Here is an 18,336-nt window from a genome sequence, read left to right on the forward strand (position 1 = left end):
TAAAATGTGATTGATCTTATGTGATTGGTCTTCTTTCATTTAGGGGCGACCCACACCGCGTCAATGTCCATGTAGGGGCGACCCGCCTGCATTAATCCGCCACGGTAGTCCACTCAATCCGATCGGGTCGCCCTCCCCCCAAAGGTTCATTGTTTATTCTGAACCGTTAGTTAAATTATTTTAAGTTTTATTTCCGTATCAGACGTTACATAATGTCAATCTTCACGAAAACTTCATACAATCACCTCAAATACGCGAATTGCGTGAAGATTCCGTAAAGAAAATCAATAGGAGCGATCGCTCACCCCAAAGCTTGATTAAGATTTGAAGAGTATATCTTCAGGATTTCTGGTATATAGCTTGACCCGAGTGCCAGAAACACTGTCTATCTGACCCCAGATGGATGCTGTAAACAAAGCTAACTATTAAGCTAGCCCCAACAACCCCCACGACTAGGAGCCAGATGACACGTTCTACCGCAACACCGACAATATCGGTAATCATTCCTGTTTATAACGGTGGCGAAGCCTTTCGTCGTTGCCTTTCCAGTTTAGCGAAAGCCTCACCCCAGCCATCGGAAGTGATTGTCGTCGCCGACGGTGATACTGACGGATCTGGGCAATTAGCTCAAGACTTTGGTGCCAAGGTAATTCGAGTTCCCACCTCTGGCGGACCGGCGAAAGCTCGTAACTTAGGCGCTAAAGCAGCGAGCGGTGATATTCTTTTCTTCGTCGATGCCGATGTAGAGATACATAATAACACCATCGGTCAAGTGGCGACAACCTTCCACCAGGAACCTGAACTCGCCGCCCTAATCGGCTCCTACGATGATCAGCCGGGGGCAGCTAATTTCTTGTCTCAGTATAAAAATTTATTCCATCACTACACCCACCAAACCGGATCAGAAGACGCCTCAACCTTCTGGGGCGCTTGTGGTGCAATCCGGCGGGATATTTTCTTAGCAATTGGCGGCTTTGACGAGAGTTATCGTCTCCCTTGTGTAGAAGATATTGAATTAGGCAATCGGCTCAAACGCCAAGGGTATCAAATTGGCTTGCGTAAAACCATCCAAGTCAAACATCTGAAGTGCTGGAGAACCTACTCCCTGCTGAGAGCGGATATCTTTTATCGAGCAATCCCTTGGACAGCGATCATATTACGCGATCGCGAAATGGTCAATGATTTAAATCTCAACCTCTCCAACCGCATCAGTGTAGTCTTGGTCTATACCTTATTAGCGGCACTCATAGCCGTTTGGTGGGTATCGGCTGCATGGGTTGGCATCGCGGGATTGAGTTTGGCGCTGTTGGCAATCAACGCCTCCGTCTATCAATTCTTTTATCAAAAACGCGGTTTCCTATTTGCCCTGCAAACCGTACCCTGGCACTGGCTGTACTATTTTTATAGCGGATTAGCCTTTGCGATCGGACTCGTTCGTCACCACTGGCAAACCTATCAACCGACTATCCCAACCTGGAAAACCGTCCCCGGCAACTTGCTGGCAATTGAGCAACAAATATTCGCGTCAATTTCGCGTGAATTAGTCGGTGCCTCAATTCTCGTTTCTTTAGTAATTGGCAATTCTTTCTAGTCCTCTACATCTAGTCCTCTACATATCGAAGATAATAAAGCATTAGGAGGCAAATCCTTGACCCATCATCCAGTGGTAATTATTGGAGGCGGTCCTGCTGGTTTGACAGCGGGTTACGAACTACTTAAACAGGGAATTAAACCCATCGTCCTGGAAAAAGCAGATAAAGTGGGTGGGATTTCCCGCACCGAAACCTACAAAGACTATCGCTTTGACATTGGCGGTCATCGCTTTTTCACCAAGGTGGGCGAAGTCGATCAGTTTTGGTATGAAATTCTGGCAGACGAATTTATTAAAGTCCCACGTCTGTCCCGGATTTATTATCAGGGCAAGTTTTACAACTATCCCCTTTCTCTGTTCAACGCCCTATCCAATCTTGGCATCATCCAAAGTTGCCTAATTCTGGTGAGTTACTTACGGGCAAAACTCCACGCTAAATTAAACCCTGATTTTGAACCGGAAACCTTTGAAGAGTGGGTGACTGACTGCTTTGGGCGTCGTCTTTATAGAATTTTCTTCAAGACTTACACCGAAAAAGTTTGGGGAATTCCTTGCAACCAAATTCGCGCAGACTGGGCAGCACAGCGTATTCAAGGCATGTCTCTCAAACGAGCGGTGATCAATGCCGTCTTCAAAAGTCAAAATGCCAAAAGCTTAATTAAGGAATTTAAGTATCCCGTTTTGGGACCGGGAATGATGTGGGAACGTTGCCAGGAAAAGCTAGAGAGTCAAGGCGCTCCGGTGCATCTGCATACAACGGTGACTCGCATCGAACGGGAAGGGACGCGGATTAAGAGTATCACCGCAAAACAAGGGGATGAAACTCTGCAATTCACAGGCGATCATTTCATTTCTAGTATGCCTGTAACCGCCCTGCTGTATCGACTCGACCCCCCGCCCCCTGACCATGTGTTAGAAGCAGCAAAAGGTCTAAAGTATCGAGATTTTTTAATTGTCTCACTGATTGTCAATCAGCCCGACCTATTTCCCGACAACTGGATTTATATTCATAGCCCAGAATTCCAAGTGGGACGCATTCAAAACTTCAAGAATTGGAGTCCGGCGATGGTGCCTGATCCGAGTAAAACCTGCTTGGGGATGGAATATTTTTGCAGTGAAGGTGATCCGCTTTGGGAATTGTCGGATGTCGAGTTGATTGAGTTAGCGACTCGTGAGGTGATTAATCTCAATCTAGGCGTTCAGGAGGGTGATGTTGAAGATGGAGTAGTTATCCGTCAACATAAAGCCTATCCCGTTTATGATGGCGAATACCGTAAACATCTTCAAGTCATTCAAGAGTACATCCAGACCTTTGAAAATCTGCAAACAGTCGGTCGCAACGGGATGCACCGATACAACAATCAAGACCATTCCATGCTGACAGCAATGTTAGCCGTGAAAAACATCCTGGGTGAAAATCACGATTTGTGGAATGTTAATGTTGAGCGGTCTTACCACGAGGAATTTACCACAGAGGAGTCCAAAAAGCCCCAGCGACAGCTTGTGACAAAGTAAACAAACTTTGAGTTTTGAGTGTGTAGGGGCGGGTTTCACCACTATCTTTTCGGTTGCATCCAGATGTGACTAAACCCGCCCCGACTCAGGTTTCTAGACTATAAACCGCCTGTCCCTAAAGAGTTCATTGATAACAAATCACCGCTTTCTCGCCAAGGAAATGGAATCTCATTCTCATCCATTTGTTTCCATCATCATTCCCGTCTATAATGACGCCGAGCGTCTGAAACTTTGTTTAGAGGCTCTGGAAAATCAGACCTATCCCAAAACAGGATATGAAGTGATTGTTGTCGATAATGCATCAGATGAAACAGCAGATATTAAAGGGGTAGTCGCTCAATTTAGTCACGCGATCGCGGCTTATGAAAGCACTCCCGGTTCTTATGCGGCTCGGAACAAGGGGATATCCTTGGCGAAAGGTGAGGTGATTGCTTTTACCGATGCTGACTGTATTCCCGATACCAAGTGGTTGGAATCAGGACTCCATCGTTTACTGAATGTACCCAATTGTGGTTTAGTGGCGGGTTGTGTAGAACTCTTTTTTCAAAATCCCCAACAAGCAACTCCAGTTGAGCTGTACGAGAGTATTACGGCTTTCCCTCAACAGCGACTTCTAGAACAGTATCAAGGCGCAGCAACTGCCAATTTGTTTACGTTTCGTCGCATCTTTGATCAGGTGGGACTGTTTAATGCTAGCCTCCGTTCTAATGGTGATATCGATTGGGGAAAGCGAGTTTATGCGGCGGGTTACCAGCAAGTTTATGCTGATGAAGTGTGTGTCGCACATCCGGCTCGCCGCACGTTTAAGCAACTTTACACCCGTACAGCACGATTAGCCGGAGGAATTTACAACCGTTTCATTCTGCCTGAGCATTCTTTTATCCAGCGCAATAAGATGTTTGCGCGACTCCTCGTCGAGGATTTGATTCCTCCGATTAACTTTATGATTAGCGCCTTTCGCGATTCTCGTTTGACGAATTGGAATCAACGATTTACCGTGTGCTGGGTATTTTTAGGCGTTCGATCAATCAGCGCTTTAGAAAAAATTCGCCTTAAATTGGGTGGTGTTCCTAACCGGGGATAATTGGTAACCTTTATTAAGCAGGAGGATAAGCCTATTTGAAACAGTCAACACGTTCCTGGAAACCCTGAGTTATGGCATCGGTATGAGAATCGCATTTATTGTCTGTCAATTCCCAGTTCTCTCAGAGACCTTTATTTTGAACCAGATCACTGGTTTGATTGATCGAGGTCATGAGGTCGATATTTATGCCGATCATCTGGAAAATACAGTAAAAGTACATCCCGATGTTGAAACTTATCGATTATTAGAACGAACCTATCAACTTATTCAAGTTCCTGATAATCTGATTTGGCGGGTTCTCAAGGGTATCGGATTATTTGTTGTTAATTTTTATAAATCGCCTCGATTATTATTGAAATCTTTAAATATTAGCCAATATGGACTACAAGCCGCTAGTTTATGGTTAATGTATTCTGCCATTTCCTTGCTCAATAAGCAACCGTATGACATTATCCATTGTCAATTTGGGACGCAAGGCTATCGAGGAATGTTTTTCAAAAATGTTTTACAGCCAACGCCAAAGCTGATTGTCATGTTTCGAGGTCATGATATTAGCCGATATGTCCAAGAGCAGGGTAATCGCGTCTATGATGAGATCTTCAAATCCGGCGATTTTTTTCTGGCAAACTGCGAGTTTTTTCGGCAGCGCGTGATTCAGTTAGGCGGAAATCCTGAACGCACGGCGGTTCACCGTTCTGGCTTAGATTGTCGTAAATTTAAATTTATTCCCCGTCAGTTAAGCGCTGACGGAATCATTCGTATTGCCACAACAGGACGTTTGGTGGAGAAGAAGGGAATTGAGTACGCCATCCGTGCCGTAGCTCAACAGGCTCAGGTTTATCCTAAACTAGAATACAAAATCATTGGAGATGGTGTTCTAAAGGAACACTTGCAAACAGTTATTCAGCAGCTTAATGCCGAATCGTTCATCAAGTTAGTTGGTTGGAAAAACGAACAGGAAATTATTGATATTCTCGAACAATCTCACATCTTTATCGCTCCTAGCATCACGGCTCAAGATGGAAATCAGGATGCACCCATTAATGTCCTCAAGGAAGCAATGGCAATGGGATTACCTGTGATTAGTACGTATCATGGTGGTATCCCAGAGCTAGTTGAGGATGGCGTTTCTGGCTTTTTAGTACCTGAGCGTGATGCCGAAGCATTAGCCGAAAAGCTGGGATATTTGATTGAACAGCCGGAGCGCTGGATCGAGATGGGAAAAGCGGGACGCGCTTATGTCGAGCAGCACTATGATATTCATCGATTAAATGACAAGCTGGTGCAGCTTTATCAGCGACTTTTAGACACGGATGATTTAGCGGTGCGATCGCAACCCGCCCTCATGGAACCTAGCCATCCTTGATTCCCCCAAAAAAGTAAGTTTATCAGACAAAAATAGTTAGTCAAGATAGGAGTTAATTATGACCGAACCCATTGTCACCATCGTTGTTGTCCCGCGTGAGCGATTTAGCTGCGCTCCTCGATCTCTAGAAAGCATTTACGACTATACCCAGATCCCGTTCAAACTGGTCTATGTTGATGGCAATTCACCGACTCATATTCGCCACTACTTAGAGACAAAAGCCGCAGAAAAACAGTTCACGCTGATTCGTAAAGACTATTATCTCTATCCCAATCAAGCCAGAAATATAGGCTTGGCAGAGGTTGATACACCCTATCTTGTCTTCGTGGACAACGACGTGATTGTCACCGCTGGTTGGCTGCAAGCGCTGATCAATTGTGCCCAAGAGACAGGTGCAGCCGTAGTGGGACCTCTGATGTGTCAATACGAACCCCTCCATGAAGAAATTCACTTTGCTGGCGGCGAATCTCATATTTGGGTTGATAAAATCGGACGACGGCGTCTACGGGAAAAAATGTATAGCCAAGGCAAATCCGTCAAAGAAAATCAGTCGCAACTACAGCGCCAAGAAACAGAATTGGCTGAATTTCATTGCGTTCTCGTCCGCAAATCTATCTTCGATAAAATCGGGCAATTGGATGAGCAAATGCTGAATACCAAAGAGCATTTAGACTTTTGCCTGAGTGTGCGAGACGTTGGAGGTTCTGTTTACTTTGAGCCAGCGTGTGTGGTTACCTACGTACCGGGTTCTCCCTCGGAGTGGGGTGATTTGCACTACTACATGCTGCGCTGGAGTGACGATTGGACATTGGCGAGTCTCAACCGCCTGCGAGACAAGTGGAATTTAGCTGAAGATGGCTACTTTACAACTAAATACAAAAAGCTGGGCTGGCGACGCAAAATGAGTATCGTTGCTCCGATTATTTTCCGGTTAACCTTTGGACTCTATAGCCCAAAGCTAGAGAAGGTGTTGATGTGGTTTGATCATCGCCTGAATCGCTATTTAACCGCTCGTCATGCCAAGGAACAAAAACGGCAGCAACAGTTAACTTCTCCGCCTGCTCAAAATTTAGTCTCAAGTCCGGCTAATCGTTAACCACTTGCTACCCCTAAAAGAATTCTGACTCAAAGCATGACGAATGACAAATGAAAAAAATATCTTGATAGAGAACAAACTTATCGGTGTAATCAGTGTATAAATAAGCTCTCACTTCCCTACCCCAATCTCTCCAATCAATCCGTGAAATCAGTGTTTTGACAAATGACGATCCCCACTGTTAACGTTAATTCCACCTACTTCTATGAAGTTTAATCCGTTGCCAGAAGTTGTTTACACACCGGAGAGTATGCTTAGGCGTCCGGTGCAGCTTGGCAAACTAATGTGGCAAGACTTACTGGCGTCACGAGAACTAGCTTGGCGACTGCTGGTGCGTAATATCAGCGCTCAGTATCGTCAGTCATTTCTAGGCATTGCTTGGGCATTTCTACCCCCAATTCTGATGGCAGCAGGCTTTACATTGGCGGGAGAAGCCAAAGTTATCCAAGTGGGGCAGACGGATCTGCCTTATCCAGCGTATGTTATGTTTAGTATGACACTCTGGCAGACGTTTTTGGAAGCACTCAATGGTCCGGTGCAGGCGGTAATCACTGCCAAGCCAATGCTGGCTAGAGTCAATTTTCCGCGAGAGGCAATTATTTTAGCCAAAGTCGGAGAGGTTTTATTCAATTTTGCGATTAAACTAATATTAATTGTGGCGTTGTTTCTCTGGTTTCGCATTCCAGTCAGTTGGACAGTAATTTTGGCACCCGTGGCATTGATTCATCTGATTATGCTGGGAACATTCGTTGGTACGTTGCTCTCTCCTTTAGGCGTTTTATATCAAGACGTATCTAAGGCATTGTCTATGATTACCGGATTTTGGCTATTTATCACACCTGTAATTTATCCCGTTCCTACCGAAGGTGCTTTTAGTGTGTTGGTGAAACTCAATCCTGTGACTCCGTTACTGGTGACAACTAGGGAATTAGCAACCACGGGAGTGATATCCGATGCTTCCGGCTTTTGGGTAGTTAGTATCGTCACGTTTGTGGGATTACTACTAACCTGGGTGGCATTTCGTCTGGCAATGCCTTATGTAATTGAGCGGGTAAGTTCATAATGACTAGAACAATTCCTGAGAATACAGATAAAGAAAGTCCCATTCATGCTGACGACAGTGATGTGGTTGTTTCTGTTGATGGGGTTTCTAAGAAGTTTTGTCGCGACTTAAAGCGCTCTTTATTTTATGGTGTGCAAGATATCACCACTGATTTAGTCGGGGGACGACGCAAGAGTGAAGTGTTACGTCCTCATGAATTTTGGGCGTTAAATGATGTTAGCTTTCAGTTACGGCGAGGCGAGGCGCTGGGTTTAGTCGGTGCGAATGGTGCAGGAAAAAGTACACTGCTTCGTATTATTAGTGGTTTGATAAAGCCTGATTCGGGTTCGGTAAAAGTTAGGGGAAGGGTAGCACCTCTGATTGCCCTAGGTGCCGGATTTAATCCGATTCTAACAGGACGAGAGAATATTTATGCCAATATGTCAATTTTGGGGTTATCGACTCAAGAAATTAAGGCAAAATTCGATCAGGTGATAGAATTTGCCGAGATTTGGGATGCGATTGATGCACCTGTACAAACTTATAGTTCGGGTATGGCTGCACGATTAGGGTTTGCCTGTGCCATTCATATTGAACCGGAAATTTTATTAATTGACGAAGTATTAGCGGTTGGGGATATTAAATTTAAAATGAAGTGCCATCATCGATTGGCACAATTGCAAGAAAATGGAACAGCGTTTATGCTGGTTTCTCATAATCCCTACAATATTTTAAATGTTTGCGAATCGGCTATTTATTTAAAAAAAGGTAATCTTATTGATAACGGCGAAACTGAAGCCGTAATTCAACACTATGAAGCCGATCTTTGTTTAGCCGGAACGAGTCCAACGTCAGGTTTAATCGTTTTACCCGAAAAATCAGAAACGGAAAGTCTGGGACTAGATATTGTATCGATTTGTTTTAAAAATGAGCAGGATCAGCTTTTGGAAACGCTAAAAACAGGTGAGCCTGCTTATTTATGCTTGACCTGCAACGCTTCTCGGTTTCTAGATAATGTGAATGTGGGGATCGTAATTACATCCTTATCGGGTGGCGATCAACGGGTATTATCAATTACTTCAGATCTTGATAATGAGTGTTTAGAGATTTATCCTGGCAAGGTTGAAATCCACATGCAAATGCCTTATTGTGGTTTAATACCAGGAAAATACAATGCTAAAGTTTATATAAGGAGAGGGGTGATGTCTCTGGATAAATATAAATCCTTTCGATTTGCCGTAGAACCCAGCAAAACAACCAGCCGATGTTTATTTTATCAGCCCAGAAATTGGCAAGTTGTCCAAAAGTAAAGTCGCGAAATTAGACTTCTTGAAAGGGACAATTTGAATAAAAAAGCCAAGGGTAAAAAATAAAAATAGTAACAGGGGAAAAGCCAAATATATTTTTTGTCCACGGTTCTTATGAATAGGAAAACATGATTCAACAGAAATGGAGCCTATAAATTGGTTAAAATTAAAACTATTTTTAAATACTAAACCCTGCTGTTATGAGTTCCCCCTTAGTTAGTATTGTAATTCCCACACGCGATCGCCCCCAGTTGCTGCCGTATGCTGTCAAAAGTGCCTTAACCCAAACGCAACCAGATATTGAAGTGATCGTTGTCGATGATGGATCTCTAAAACCTGTCGAGTTATCTCCTGATCCTCGACTAAAGATTATTAACTTGAAAACGTCTAGAGGAGGTGCAGCAGCACGGAATGTGGGAACTGAGATGGCTAGAGGAAAATGGATTACTTATTTAGACGATGATGATTGTTTGTTACCTCAGATGGTAGAGGTTTCTCTCGACGCTTTGACAAAAACAACCCATCCATCTCCAGTCGGTGTTATTTCCGGAATTGAGGTGGTTAACTTGAATCGGGACGTCCTGATACAACGTATACCTCCACCGATTCGGATCAAAGGTTGTCATTTTTCTCTAGAAAATCTGGAACCCAGTAAGTCCTATAATACTAAACAAACGTTAGTCGTTGAGCGGGAAGTGATTAATAAAATTGGTGGATGGGACGAATCGTTTCGCTCTCGCGTCCATACGGAGTTATTCTTGCGACTTAATTTGGTTTGCACAATTATTGGTCTACCCATTGTTACCTACCAGCTACTGCGGGATCAGCAGACTAGAGTTTCTCGCGACCCAAACCTCCGTCAAGAAAGTTTTTATCGCCTGATTGAAAAACATCAAGACATCTTTAAAGCCCATCCAAAAATGTTTTCTGAATTTGTCTATCAGCAAGCTTGGACATCTTATCAAATGGGACAAGAAAAAGCGGCGCTCACCCATTTACTCTGGGCGTTAGAACTTCACCCAACTCATATTTTAGGGTTGAGTCTGAGGACGAGTTTATCTCGATTGACTAGGCTCCGCTAACGGTTCCTGGTTTGACGCGATCGCGTCTCTCTTAACGTTCTGTGCAACTAAGTTTTATTGAATAAAGAATGGAGGTTTTATGATTACCGATATCCTGGAAATGGGTGAGCAAACGAAGCTACAAGCACAGGTGGTTGTGATTGGCTCCGGGATTGCCGGCTCTGAGGTGGCAACCTACCTAGCACGTCATGGTCGAGAAGTAGTGCTTCTAGAAAGTGGGCGTCACCAGTTCGACCCCTCGATCCAGGCATTAAATGATGTAACATTTCTGGGTAAACGCCATCGCGAGTTAAATCCCAACTCTTATTACCATCGCTACCTTCCACCTGAGCTACGCGGAGTCAGTCGCGTGCGTCAGTTTGGTGGCACAAGTAACGTTTGGACAGGGAAATGGAAATATCTGCAACCCTCTGATTTCGATGGTAGACCTTGGGTGGCTAATAGCGGTTGGCCCCTCAGCTATACCGATCTCTTGGAACACTACCGCTCAGCCGCAAAAGATTATGGTTTCGGGGACTTAGAGGCAGAAGCCGTTCGTCCTGAAATTGCAGAACTTCGCGCCAAGATTGCGGCAGGTGGTTTAAAAATGAGCAGCTTCTATTGGGAGCAGACACCGACACGCACAGCAGTGCGCTTTGGTGAAGATATGCGTCGCTCGCCAAACTTACACGTTATCTTAGGTGCGACTGCAACTGAATTAAAACTCGATGCTTCCTGTCAACGGGTGAACGCCGTTGTTTGCCGTTCTCTTGAGGGTAAAGAACTTATCGTTGAAGGTCAGCATATCATCCTTGCAACTGGAGCATTTGAATCCGCACGCCTCCTCCTCGCCTCCAACCGCCAACTTCCCAGTGGAATCGGCAATGAGCATGACCTGGTTGGTCGCTTTTATACTGACCATCCTAAACACCATACCGGATCTCTACGCCCTGGTCATCTCGTTCGAGAATATGCCCACGAGTTGCAATACGCTCCCAAGCCACGTTTCTGTATCTGTTTTGCTCTAGATGATGCAACTCAGCAAGAGCATGAACTGCTTGAGCATGTCCTCTATCTGAAACCACTCTATACAAAGGGAATCGGGCGACTGCGGCGAAGGTTCTGGAATCGTTCGGCTTGCCGGGATGGGAACGGCATTGTCTCCGCCTATCGAGTTAAGTTTGTCACTGAGCAGGTTCCGCATAAAGGCAGTCGCGTTAAGCTGGGAAGCGAACTTGACGCACTCGGTCAGCACAAGCTGGAGGTTGATTGGTGCTTCACTGACCAAGATCGGCGTTCGATGGCGAAGACTCTGGAACTGTTAACCCAGCGGTTTGCAGCAGTTGGGTTGGGAACCTTTGACTTTGGAAATGATCTGCCCAGTTTAGAGAACATGACCGATGCTGCTCACCAAATGGGTACTACCCGTATGGCGAGTAGACCCGAAGAGGGAGTTGTTGACCCAAACTGTCGAGTGTTCGGGACTGATAATCTCTATGTAGCCAGTTCAGCCGTTTTTCCCACTGGACCTTCCTACTCCCCTACCTTTACAATCCTGGCACTCGCCCGCCGCCTTGGTCAGCATTTGCTAGAGATGACATCAACACAGCAGGAAATGAAGAGAGCTGTAACTCAATAATTTGCCAATTACATCTTTTAGCTCTTTAGTGCAGTGCTATGTTACTGAATCTATTTTCTCAGAAACCCCGAATTTTTTTCATCCACGTTCCCAAGACAGGGGGAACTTCTGTAAATTTAGCGATACAAAGACATTATGGTCGCCAGTCTTATCGCATTGATCCTATACAGACGAGAGCAATGGCAAAATTGCTTTATCAGTCTGTTCCATGTGTTGAGAAAGGAACATACTTGTTGCGAGATGGCTTGATCTTAGACGCCATGAATCGAGATGTATCCTATATATCGGGACACACTCACTTCAACCACGAAATTTGGCAACGCTATTCCCATAAATATGCTTATATCACACTTCTTCGAGACCCGGTGAAAAGATATATCTCCGCCTACTTTTTCGATTCCCACAAGGAATCAGGCGGTTCCTATGTCGATTTAAATCTTTCTGATTTTGTAAAGACTAATAGAGGGATTAGGCTTGGACACTTCTATCTCAACTATTTTTCTGGATTCCCTCTCAAGAAAGATTACGATTTTAATAATCTTTCACATCGAATTGAGATGGCTAAGCAAAATCTTTTAAAGCTTGATTTAGTAGGTTTACTAGAAAACTTAGAAGACTTTAAGCTACGCTTTAAGCAGCAGTTTAGATTAACTCTAAGGATTCCTTATAAAAACAAAAGTCCTGTAGCAAAACCTCAAGTTGAGCCTCATATTTTAGAGGTAATTCAAGAAAATTGTCAACCCGATATAGAAATTTATGAATTTATGAAGTCGCATTTGAGCTAATAAGCTTTATTTTTAACAAAATTACATACAAAGTTTTATGGTATATACTTTTACAATTATTATTCCGACTTATAATCGTCCTGAGCGGCTAGCGACTTGCCTAGAAGCTATCACTCAACTAGACTATCCCCGCGATCGCTTCGAGGTGATCGTGGTTGACGATGGTAGCCATACGCCCATGGAACCTGTGGTTACTCCCTTTCGCCAACAGCTAGATATTACCTTGATTACCCAATCTAACGCGGGTCCAGCAACGGCGAGGAACAAAGGTGCAGCTAAGGCTAAAGGGGAGTTCCTCGTCTTTACCGACGATGACTGTACACCCGATCCCGATTGGCTAAAAGTCCTGGCGAATCACTTTACCGCAGCACCCGACAGCTTGATTGGAGGTCGAGCCATTAATGCGCTTCCAGATAACCTATTTTCAACCGCTAGCCAGTTACTGATTGATTACCTCTACGACTACTACAACACCGATCCTAATCAAGCCACCTTCTTCGCCTCCAACAACTTCGCCCTTGCCAAAGAAACGTTTCATCAGTTAGGCGGCTTCGACACCACCTTTCCCCTAGCAGCGGGAGAGGATCGGGAATGGTGCGATCGCTGGTTAAACCATGGCTACCGAATGATTTACGCCCCACAAGCCCAAGTCTACCATGCTCATCACTTAACACTGCGACGCTTTTGGCGACAGCATTTCAATTATGGTCGGGGTGCGTTCCACTTTCACCAACTCCGTGCTAAACGTAACTTAGACAAGATTAAGGTAGAACCGTTCTCCTTTTATTCCAACCTACTGATTTATCCATTTTCACAATCATCCAAACAACCGGGTCTATTACTTACTGTCCTGCTTTTCTTGTCACAGGTAGCCAATGTCGTGGGTTTTTTCTGGGAACGATCAGCTCAAACGTCAACGGCTAAACGTCAACTGTCAAAAACCGCCTGTGACTAACGATCAAACTTACTTAAAGCTTTTTCTGTATCATAAGTTTAATTAACGTCAGAGTTGAGAATCATGTTTGTGAATCAAGAAACCTATATCAAGATAAGCAGACAATTGAGAATCGCAGCACAACGATGCCAAGGGATACTTAAATCTCAATTTCTAGGTGAACCAGATGATCAGACACTTTTTTGTCCAGCTTGTAATAATTACTGTGCTGAATGGATTGACTGGAGCCAAACCTATCAGAATGTTATATGTCCCCGATGTTTTGCATTCCCGAGGCATCGCCTATTGTCGCTTTTCCTAAAAGAACAAGAAAAAAATTGGATATCTCCGCAGAAAATTATCCACTTTGCGCCAGAATCAATTATTAAAAAACAATTCAAAAAACACAAAAATCTGGACTATATGACGGCTGACTTAAATATGCCTTTTGTGGATGTCAAGGTAGATATTACTAACATTCCCTTTCCGGATAATACATTCGATATTATTTTATGTAATCATGTTTTAGAACATATCATTGATGACCGCAAAGCGATGCGTGAACTTTTAAGGATTCTCAAACCCGGCGGTTGGGCATCACTTATGGTGCCGATAAAGTCCAAACTTAAGGAAACCTATGAGGATGAATCAATAACCTTACCAAAAGACAGATTGAAACATTTTGGTCAGGAAGATCATGTGAGATGGTACGGTCAAGACTATGAAGATCGCTTAAAGGAATGTGGGTTTCAGGTTATCAAGAAAAACTATGCGAATGAATTGTCTGAAGCTGACTTTAAAAAATTTGGTCTTCGCGACAATGAAAATTTATATATCGGAATAAAACCTAATTAATAGAGGTAATCACCAATACATTATAATAGTTAAACAGGGGAGTATAGCGCATCTAAATCAATGGAAAATAAAACAACTTCGGAACCCGGATACGCAAGCAACTCCAACCCCCTACAAGCTTTACGACTGATAAAAATTTTCCTGCTAATTGTCGTATTGGGGATGTTCGTTGTCGGGAAACGAAAATCAACGTGGCCCATAGTGTCCTGGGCGCTCTACAGTGGATATTCAGCGCGATTTCGTCCACCTGAACCATCTGTTTCTGCTATAGAACTTAGGGTTTACACCACAACAGGCGATCTTCATGTGGTAAAACCTGAACAGGTTTTGACGCTACCCCGCGACAGCCTTGCCCATGATATTGTCGAACAGGCTTTTGATAACGAAGATGTTAGTTTAAGGGACGCGAGTCGAAGATACTTAATGCGTGCTATTTCAAACTTACTTAATACCAACTCTGACATTAAAACGATTCAAGCTTGGAAGCTCTCTTATCAAGTTGAGCCTTTAGAGGTTCCTCCTATCCAATTACAGGCTCCCACCTCTGAAGTTATGTTGGATAGCTTTTCCAGAGAAGATATTGCCGAGAAGAATTAATATGAGAAAAATTCCAGCTTTCAGCATAGTTCGGAACGTGAACGCAAGCATAAACGCCTGGTTTACTCAACCTGAAGTTAATGCGGCGGGCAGAGTAGGCTTGTTTAGAATCCTATACTCTTTGTTTTATTTGTGGCATCTGAGTGTACATTCTGCGGATTTTCTAAGTGGACTTCCGAGTTTCTACGTGGAGGAAAGAGTTTATCTAGTCAGATATATATTTAGGGATTTTGGTATGTCCCTATCGCCACTCTTCTTCCATACCCTTGAGTCATTCCTGGTTGCTGCATTGGTTTTGTTGGCTTTTGGCTATAAAACAAGAATGGCGACTGTCTCTGTCCTGTTAATTGGCGGCTTGCTGGAAGCATTATCGGCGGCTGTAGATGGGAAAAGAACGTTGCTACCTATGATATTTTATATTCCCTTCTTCATGTCTATCATTAACGCTTGGGGACACACATACTCGATAGACTCAATGCTTAGGAGACACAAAAGTGGAACTCAGGTTGATCCTCACGCTTCTAATTGGGACTATTTCTTGCCTGCTCGCGCCCTGCTTATCGTCTTTTCAATCTTATTCTTCGGTTCGGCAGTTTTTAAGATGGGTTTTGGAGGTGCCTGGCTTAGGCACTCTGATATGATGGCTAACTTTTTTCTCAATAGAAATATTGAGGCGGTAATATACAATTTACCTTTAAATAGGTTGGCTCCCTTTATTTCTCAAATGCCATTAATATACCTGGCGGCACATATCAATACACTTGTTTTTGAAACCTTTTTCTTTTTGTCTGTGATCAATCGGAAGGTAAGAGATCTGCTTGTATCAATGGCGCTGATATTTCATGCCATTAATGCGCTCTGGCTAGTGGTAACTACTACGCCTATTTTAATCGGATATTGCCTATTTATTGACTGGCAGGTAATTAAAGATTTTTTCTTTCCCTCTCACAGGCAAGAATTGGGCGAGCCTACGGTATCGCCAAAGGTGTTAACGTTTATAGCGCTCTTTTTAGCGACTATCTTGGGCTTGCTCTGGCACAGTGACTTAGGAATCCGTACTTTGTTTCATTTGAATGGTCTAATTAATTGGAGAACGATTTGGTATCCAGTTCTTCCTCTGGCTTTAGCGTGGTTTGTGGCTACACTAATTCGTTTCCGCCAACCAGCCAGGATTTGAGCATTTGTGTTCAATTCGGGTTGCTCGACGGAGGACTGCTATTAATTAGTTAAAGAGGATTAAACTAATTCTGTGCTTGTGACTTACCCAAAACCACAGAACCATACTGTTGTACCAATAGCTAGAATTAATACCAATCCCCAAACGATCAATAAAACTAGGGAAAGTTTACCTAAAGCCGGATTATCGGCAGCCTCTTGACGAAGAGTAAACGGGAGAAAGTTGAGGTGATTCAAATGTTTTAAATAGGGTCTCTTGTCCGGATTACTATTGACGCAAAACTTAGACAATGAGCCGTTGCTCAAACAAACAATATTAATCAAACGCTGACCAATGCGGAATTCAAGCCGAGACCCCGGCATTCCCACTCTAGCTTGATAAATTTCTAAGTTCATCGGCATTGCCACCGACGCAATTTGGAATAGAATCGCTAATGTGAGGATTCCTCGTAGTAGCCACACCTTTACCCCTTTAGTCGATAGAAGATGCTGGATAAACAGACCAGTCAGGGGAATAAGTAATAGGTGAACAGACGTCAGATGATACCTTGCCCCCCAAGCATTATCCCCGTGCCAGAAACCGAGACGACTGGTGAGAATGATATGGATACCCAAGTTGAGGATTCCCGTCACCAGATACCACTGTAGGTAAGGAGAAAGTCTCCGCCAAAATCTAATCGCTAACACCAAGCCCGGTAGGAATAATGGATCATAGATAAAAAAACTTTTGGCTGGCGAAAAAAACACGCCCCAGAGTCCAGGATATCGATTGCTAGAAAACTCATCAGGCATACCAATTTTAGCGGCATTCGATGAATTGGCTTCGGGGTTTATTTGATGCAAAAGTAAACTTTGCCCATGGGTTAAAAAATTACCATAGCGAATGAAATCCAATAGGCGTCCGAGGAACGCCAAGGGAATAAAACCGAGAATCCACAATCCGATGACCTTGAGAACTTTGCGCGTATTCCGATTTTGATAAGCAGCACAGCCAAATAAGAATAAGACTACAGTTAAGGCATGAATAGCACTGGTTACCCGGATCAGCATAGCCGCCCCCAGTGATAATCCACTCCCGATCAGAAAACGAGGGTTTTGGCGCAGTAGGAAAGCCAGTGCATTAGCATAACCGAGAGTGACAAACAGCAGGACTTGATTATTCTGGTGATGAACTTGAGAGTAATGCAAAACTGTTGTCCCCAGTAACCAAGCAATACTCGCTAAACCCGCGATTCGTTCTTCAAAGTTAAACAGTCTGAGCAACCAGAAACAGGAGACGACAACCGCCACATTTAAAGGAATAAATATTAACAGACTGACAACTAAAGCTCGAAAATCCTTGGCGGGTAATAGGGGAAACCATTGATGAAGCTGAGTTCCCAACCAGTCACCCGGAAGCATCAGCATAGACTGTCCCGGTTCATAGGCGATGTAACGCTTACCCCCAACGCCGACGACTCCTAACCGGATGTCGGTTCGTCCTCTGGGTTTATAATCGGGAGCAACTTGTACTTCTTCGGTTCCTGTCCACCAACTATGAGCCATTTGCAACCTGAGTTCTGTATCTAGAACACCCAATGTTCCGGAGTTGATGACGGTAATCCATAAGAAGGCAATCAACGTTATCTTTGAAATCGTTTTCATGTAGTCTCCGGGTTACCTGTTGCATGGTTCATGGTTGATGGTTGATTGTTCAAATTTTTGGGGAGATAGTCCCAAACAGAGTGCGATTAACGCTATAACTTGATTAGCATAACTTGATTAGCGATCGCTTCGCCGCCGTCTGGCTGAGAATTGTTGCCCTCTGTGTCTCCCTGTTGGCAACCTTCCTAAGCTTATTGTACTACAAAATACACGTCAAGTTGAAGTACAATATATGCGATACAAGACTATATACTATGTGAATCCGGCGCAATTTTATAGAATTAGCAGACTATTTAAAAGCTTGGGAACTCGATGAGGACAAGACACAGAAATGCAGATTGCTTGGACAAGACATGCACAGGAGCGTCATACCATTTCTCTGTACTCGTGCAACGAATAAACCCCCCGGCTATCGCCGTCCCCCGTGCAAAAAAAGCGAAGTATCCTTTGGCTTCCCCCGTGCAACAAAAAGCGAAGCATCCTCTGTCCTCCCCCCTCTTGTAGGCTCATAAGGGTAGGTTTTTTAAGATTGGGGTTGAGGTAAGACAAGGAAGACAGGTAGACCAGTAGACAAGGAAGAGTGAGAACGAAAAATCGGGCGTTTCGGCTTTTAGAAGTTAGCTTGACCGAACCTAATTTTGTAC

15 protein-coding genes are annotated in these 18,336 nt (G+C 43.9%); 14 read left to right on the forward strand and 1 reads right to left on the reverse strand.

All coding sequences use genetic code 11. The features are described 5' to 3' along the window. Positions 1-463: 463 nt before the first annotated feature. From RIE73_RS15805 to RIE73_RS15870, 14 genes are all read left to right on the forward strand, one after another. Positions 464-1,591 carry a glycosyltransferase family 2 protein gene (locus RIE73_RS15805; protein ID WP_446402080.1) on the forward strand — a complete coding sequence of 376 codons (1,128 nt, stop codon included), beginning with the start codon at positions 464-466 and terminating at the stop codon, positions 1,589-1,591. Positions 1,592-1,648: 57 nt separating this feature from the next. Next, positions 1,649-3,106, forward strand: a complete 1,458-nt coding sequence (locus tag RIE73_RS15810; protein WP_446402081.1) for an NAD(P)/FAD-dependent oxidoreductase — start codon at positions 1,649-1,651, stop codon at positions 3,104-3,106. A gap of 160 nt (positions 3,107-3,266) precedes the next feature. Then, entirely contained in the window at positions 3,267-4,190 is a 924-nt protein-coding gene (locus RIE73_RS15815; RefSeq protein ID WP_446402082.1) for a glycosyltransferase, read from the forward strand. An 82-nt stretch (positions 4,191-4,272) separates the two neighbouring features. Next, the gene (locus RIE73_RS15820; RefSeq protein WP_446402083.1) at positions 4,273-5,556 is read left to right on the forward strand and encodes a glycosyltransferase; all 1,284 of its coding nucleotides are present in this window, start codon (positions 4,273-4,275) and stop codon (positions 5,554-5,556) included. 58 nt (positions 5,557-5,614) lie between these two features. Then, positions 5,615-6,652 (forward strand): glycosyltransferase family 2 protein, encoded by a 1,038-nt coding sequence (locus RIE73_RS15825; protein ID WP_446402084.1) that lies wholly within the window; start codon positions 5,615-5,617, stop codon positions 6,650-6,652. A gap of 205 nt (positions 6,653-6,857) precedes the next feature. Further along, the gene (locus RIE73_RS15830) at positions 6,858-7,715 is read left to right on the forward strand and encodes an ABC transporter permease (RefSeq protein ID WP_446402085.1); all 858 of its coding nucleotides are present in this window, start codon (positions 6,858-6,860) and stop codon (positions 7,713-7,715) included. Next, on the forward strand, positions 7,715-9,004 hold the full coding sequence (locus tag RIE73_RS15835; protein WP_446402086.1) for an ABC transporter ATP-binding protein: 1,290 nt from the start codon (positions 7,715-7,717) through the stop codon (positions 9,002-9,004). The genes RIE73_RS15830 and RIE73_RS15835 overlap by 1 nt, the downstream gene beginning before the upstream one ends. Before the next feature lie 197 nt (positions 9,005-9,201). Then, entirely contained in the window at positions 9,202-10,083 is an 882-nt protein-coding gene (locus tag RIE73_RS15840) for a glycosyltransferase family 2 protein (RefSeq protein ID WP_446402087.1), read from the forward strand. Between the two features lie 79 nt (positions 10,084-10,162). Beyond that, positions 10,163-11,701: a GMC oxidoreductase gene (locus RIE73_RS15845; RefSeq protein WP_446402088.1), complete on the forward strand. Its 1,539-nt coding sequence runs from the start codon at positions 10,163-10,165 to the stop codon at positions 11,699-11,701. 38 nt (positions 11,702-11,739) lie between these two features. Beyond that, positions 11,740-12,486, forward strand: coding sequence for a sulfotransferase family 2 domain-containing protein (locus RIE73_RS15850; protein WP_446402089.1), 747 nt, complete (start codon positions 11,740-11,742; stop codon positions 12,484-12,486). A 37-nt stretch (positions 12,487-12,523) separates the two neighbouring features. Continuing rightward, entirely contained in the window at positions 12,524-13,441 is a 918-nt protein-coding gene (locus tag RIE73_RS15855) for a glycosyltransferase family 2 protein (RefSeq protein WP_446402090.1), read from the forward strand. A 69-nt stretch (positions 13,442-13,510) separates the two neighbouring features. Next, positions 13,511-14,275: a methyltransferase domain-containing protein gene (locus RIE73_RS15860; protein ID WP_446402091.1), complete on the forward strand. Its 765-nt coding sequence runs from the start codon at positions 13,511-13,513 to the stop codon at positions 14,273-14,275. A gap of 60 nt (positions 14,276-14,335) precedes the next feature. Next, the gene (locus tag RIE73_RS15865) at positions 14,336-14,872 is read left to right on the forward strand and encodes a hypothetical protein (RefSeq protein WP_446402092.1); all 537 of its coding nucleotides are present in this window, start codon (positions 14,336-14,338) and stop codon (positions 14,870-14,872) included. 1 nt (position 14,873) lies between these two features. Further along, on the forward strand, positions 14,874-16,049 hold the full coding sequence (locus RIE73_RS15870; RefSeq protein ID WP_446402093.1) for a hypothetical protein: 1,176 nt from the start codon (positions 14,874-14,876) through the stop codon (positions 16,047-16,049). A gap of 83 nt (positions 16,050-16,132) precedes the next feature. On the opposite strand, the gene RIE73_RS15875 is transcribed toward RIE73_RS15870, so the two are convergent. Continuing rightward, positions 16,133-17,692, reverse strand: coding sequence for a hypothetical protein (locus RIE73_RS15875; protein ID WP_446402094.1), 1,560 nt, complete (start codon positions 17,690-17,692; stop codon positions 16,133-16,135). Positions 17,693-18,336 lie beyond the last annotated feature (644 nt).

The organism is Coleofasciculus sp. C1-SOL-03 (assembly GCF_040220555.1).
Lineage (GTDB): Bacteria > Cyanobacteriota > Cyanobacteriia > Cyanobacteriales > Coleofasciculaceae > Coleofasciculus.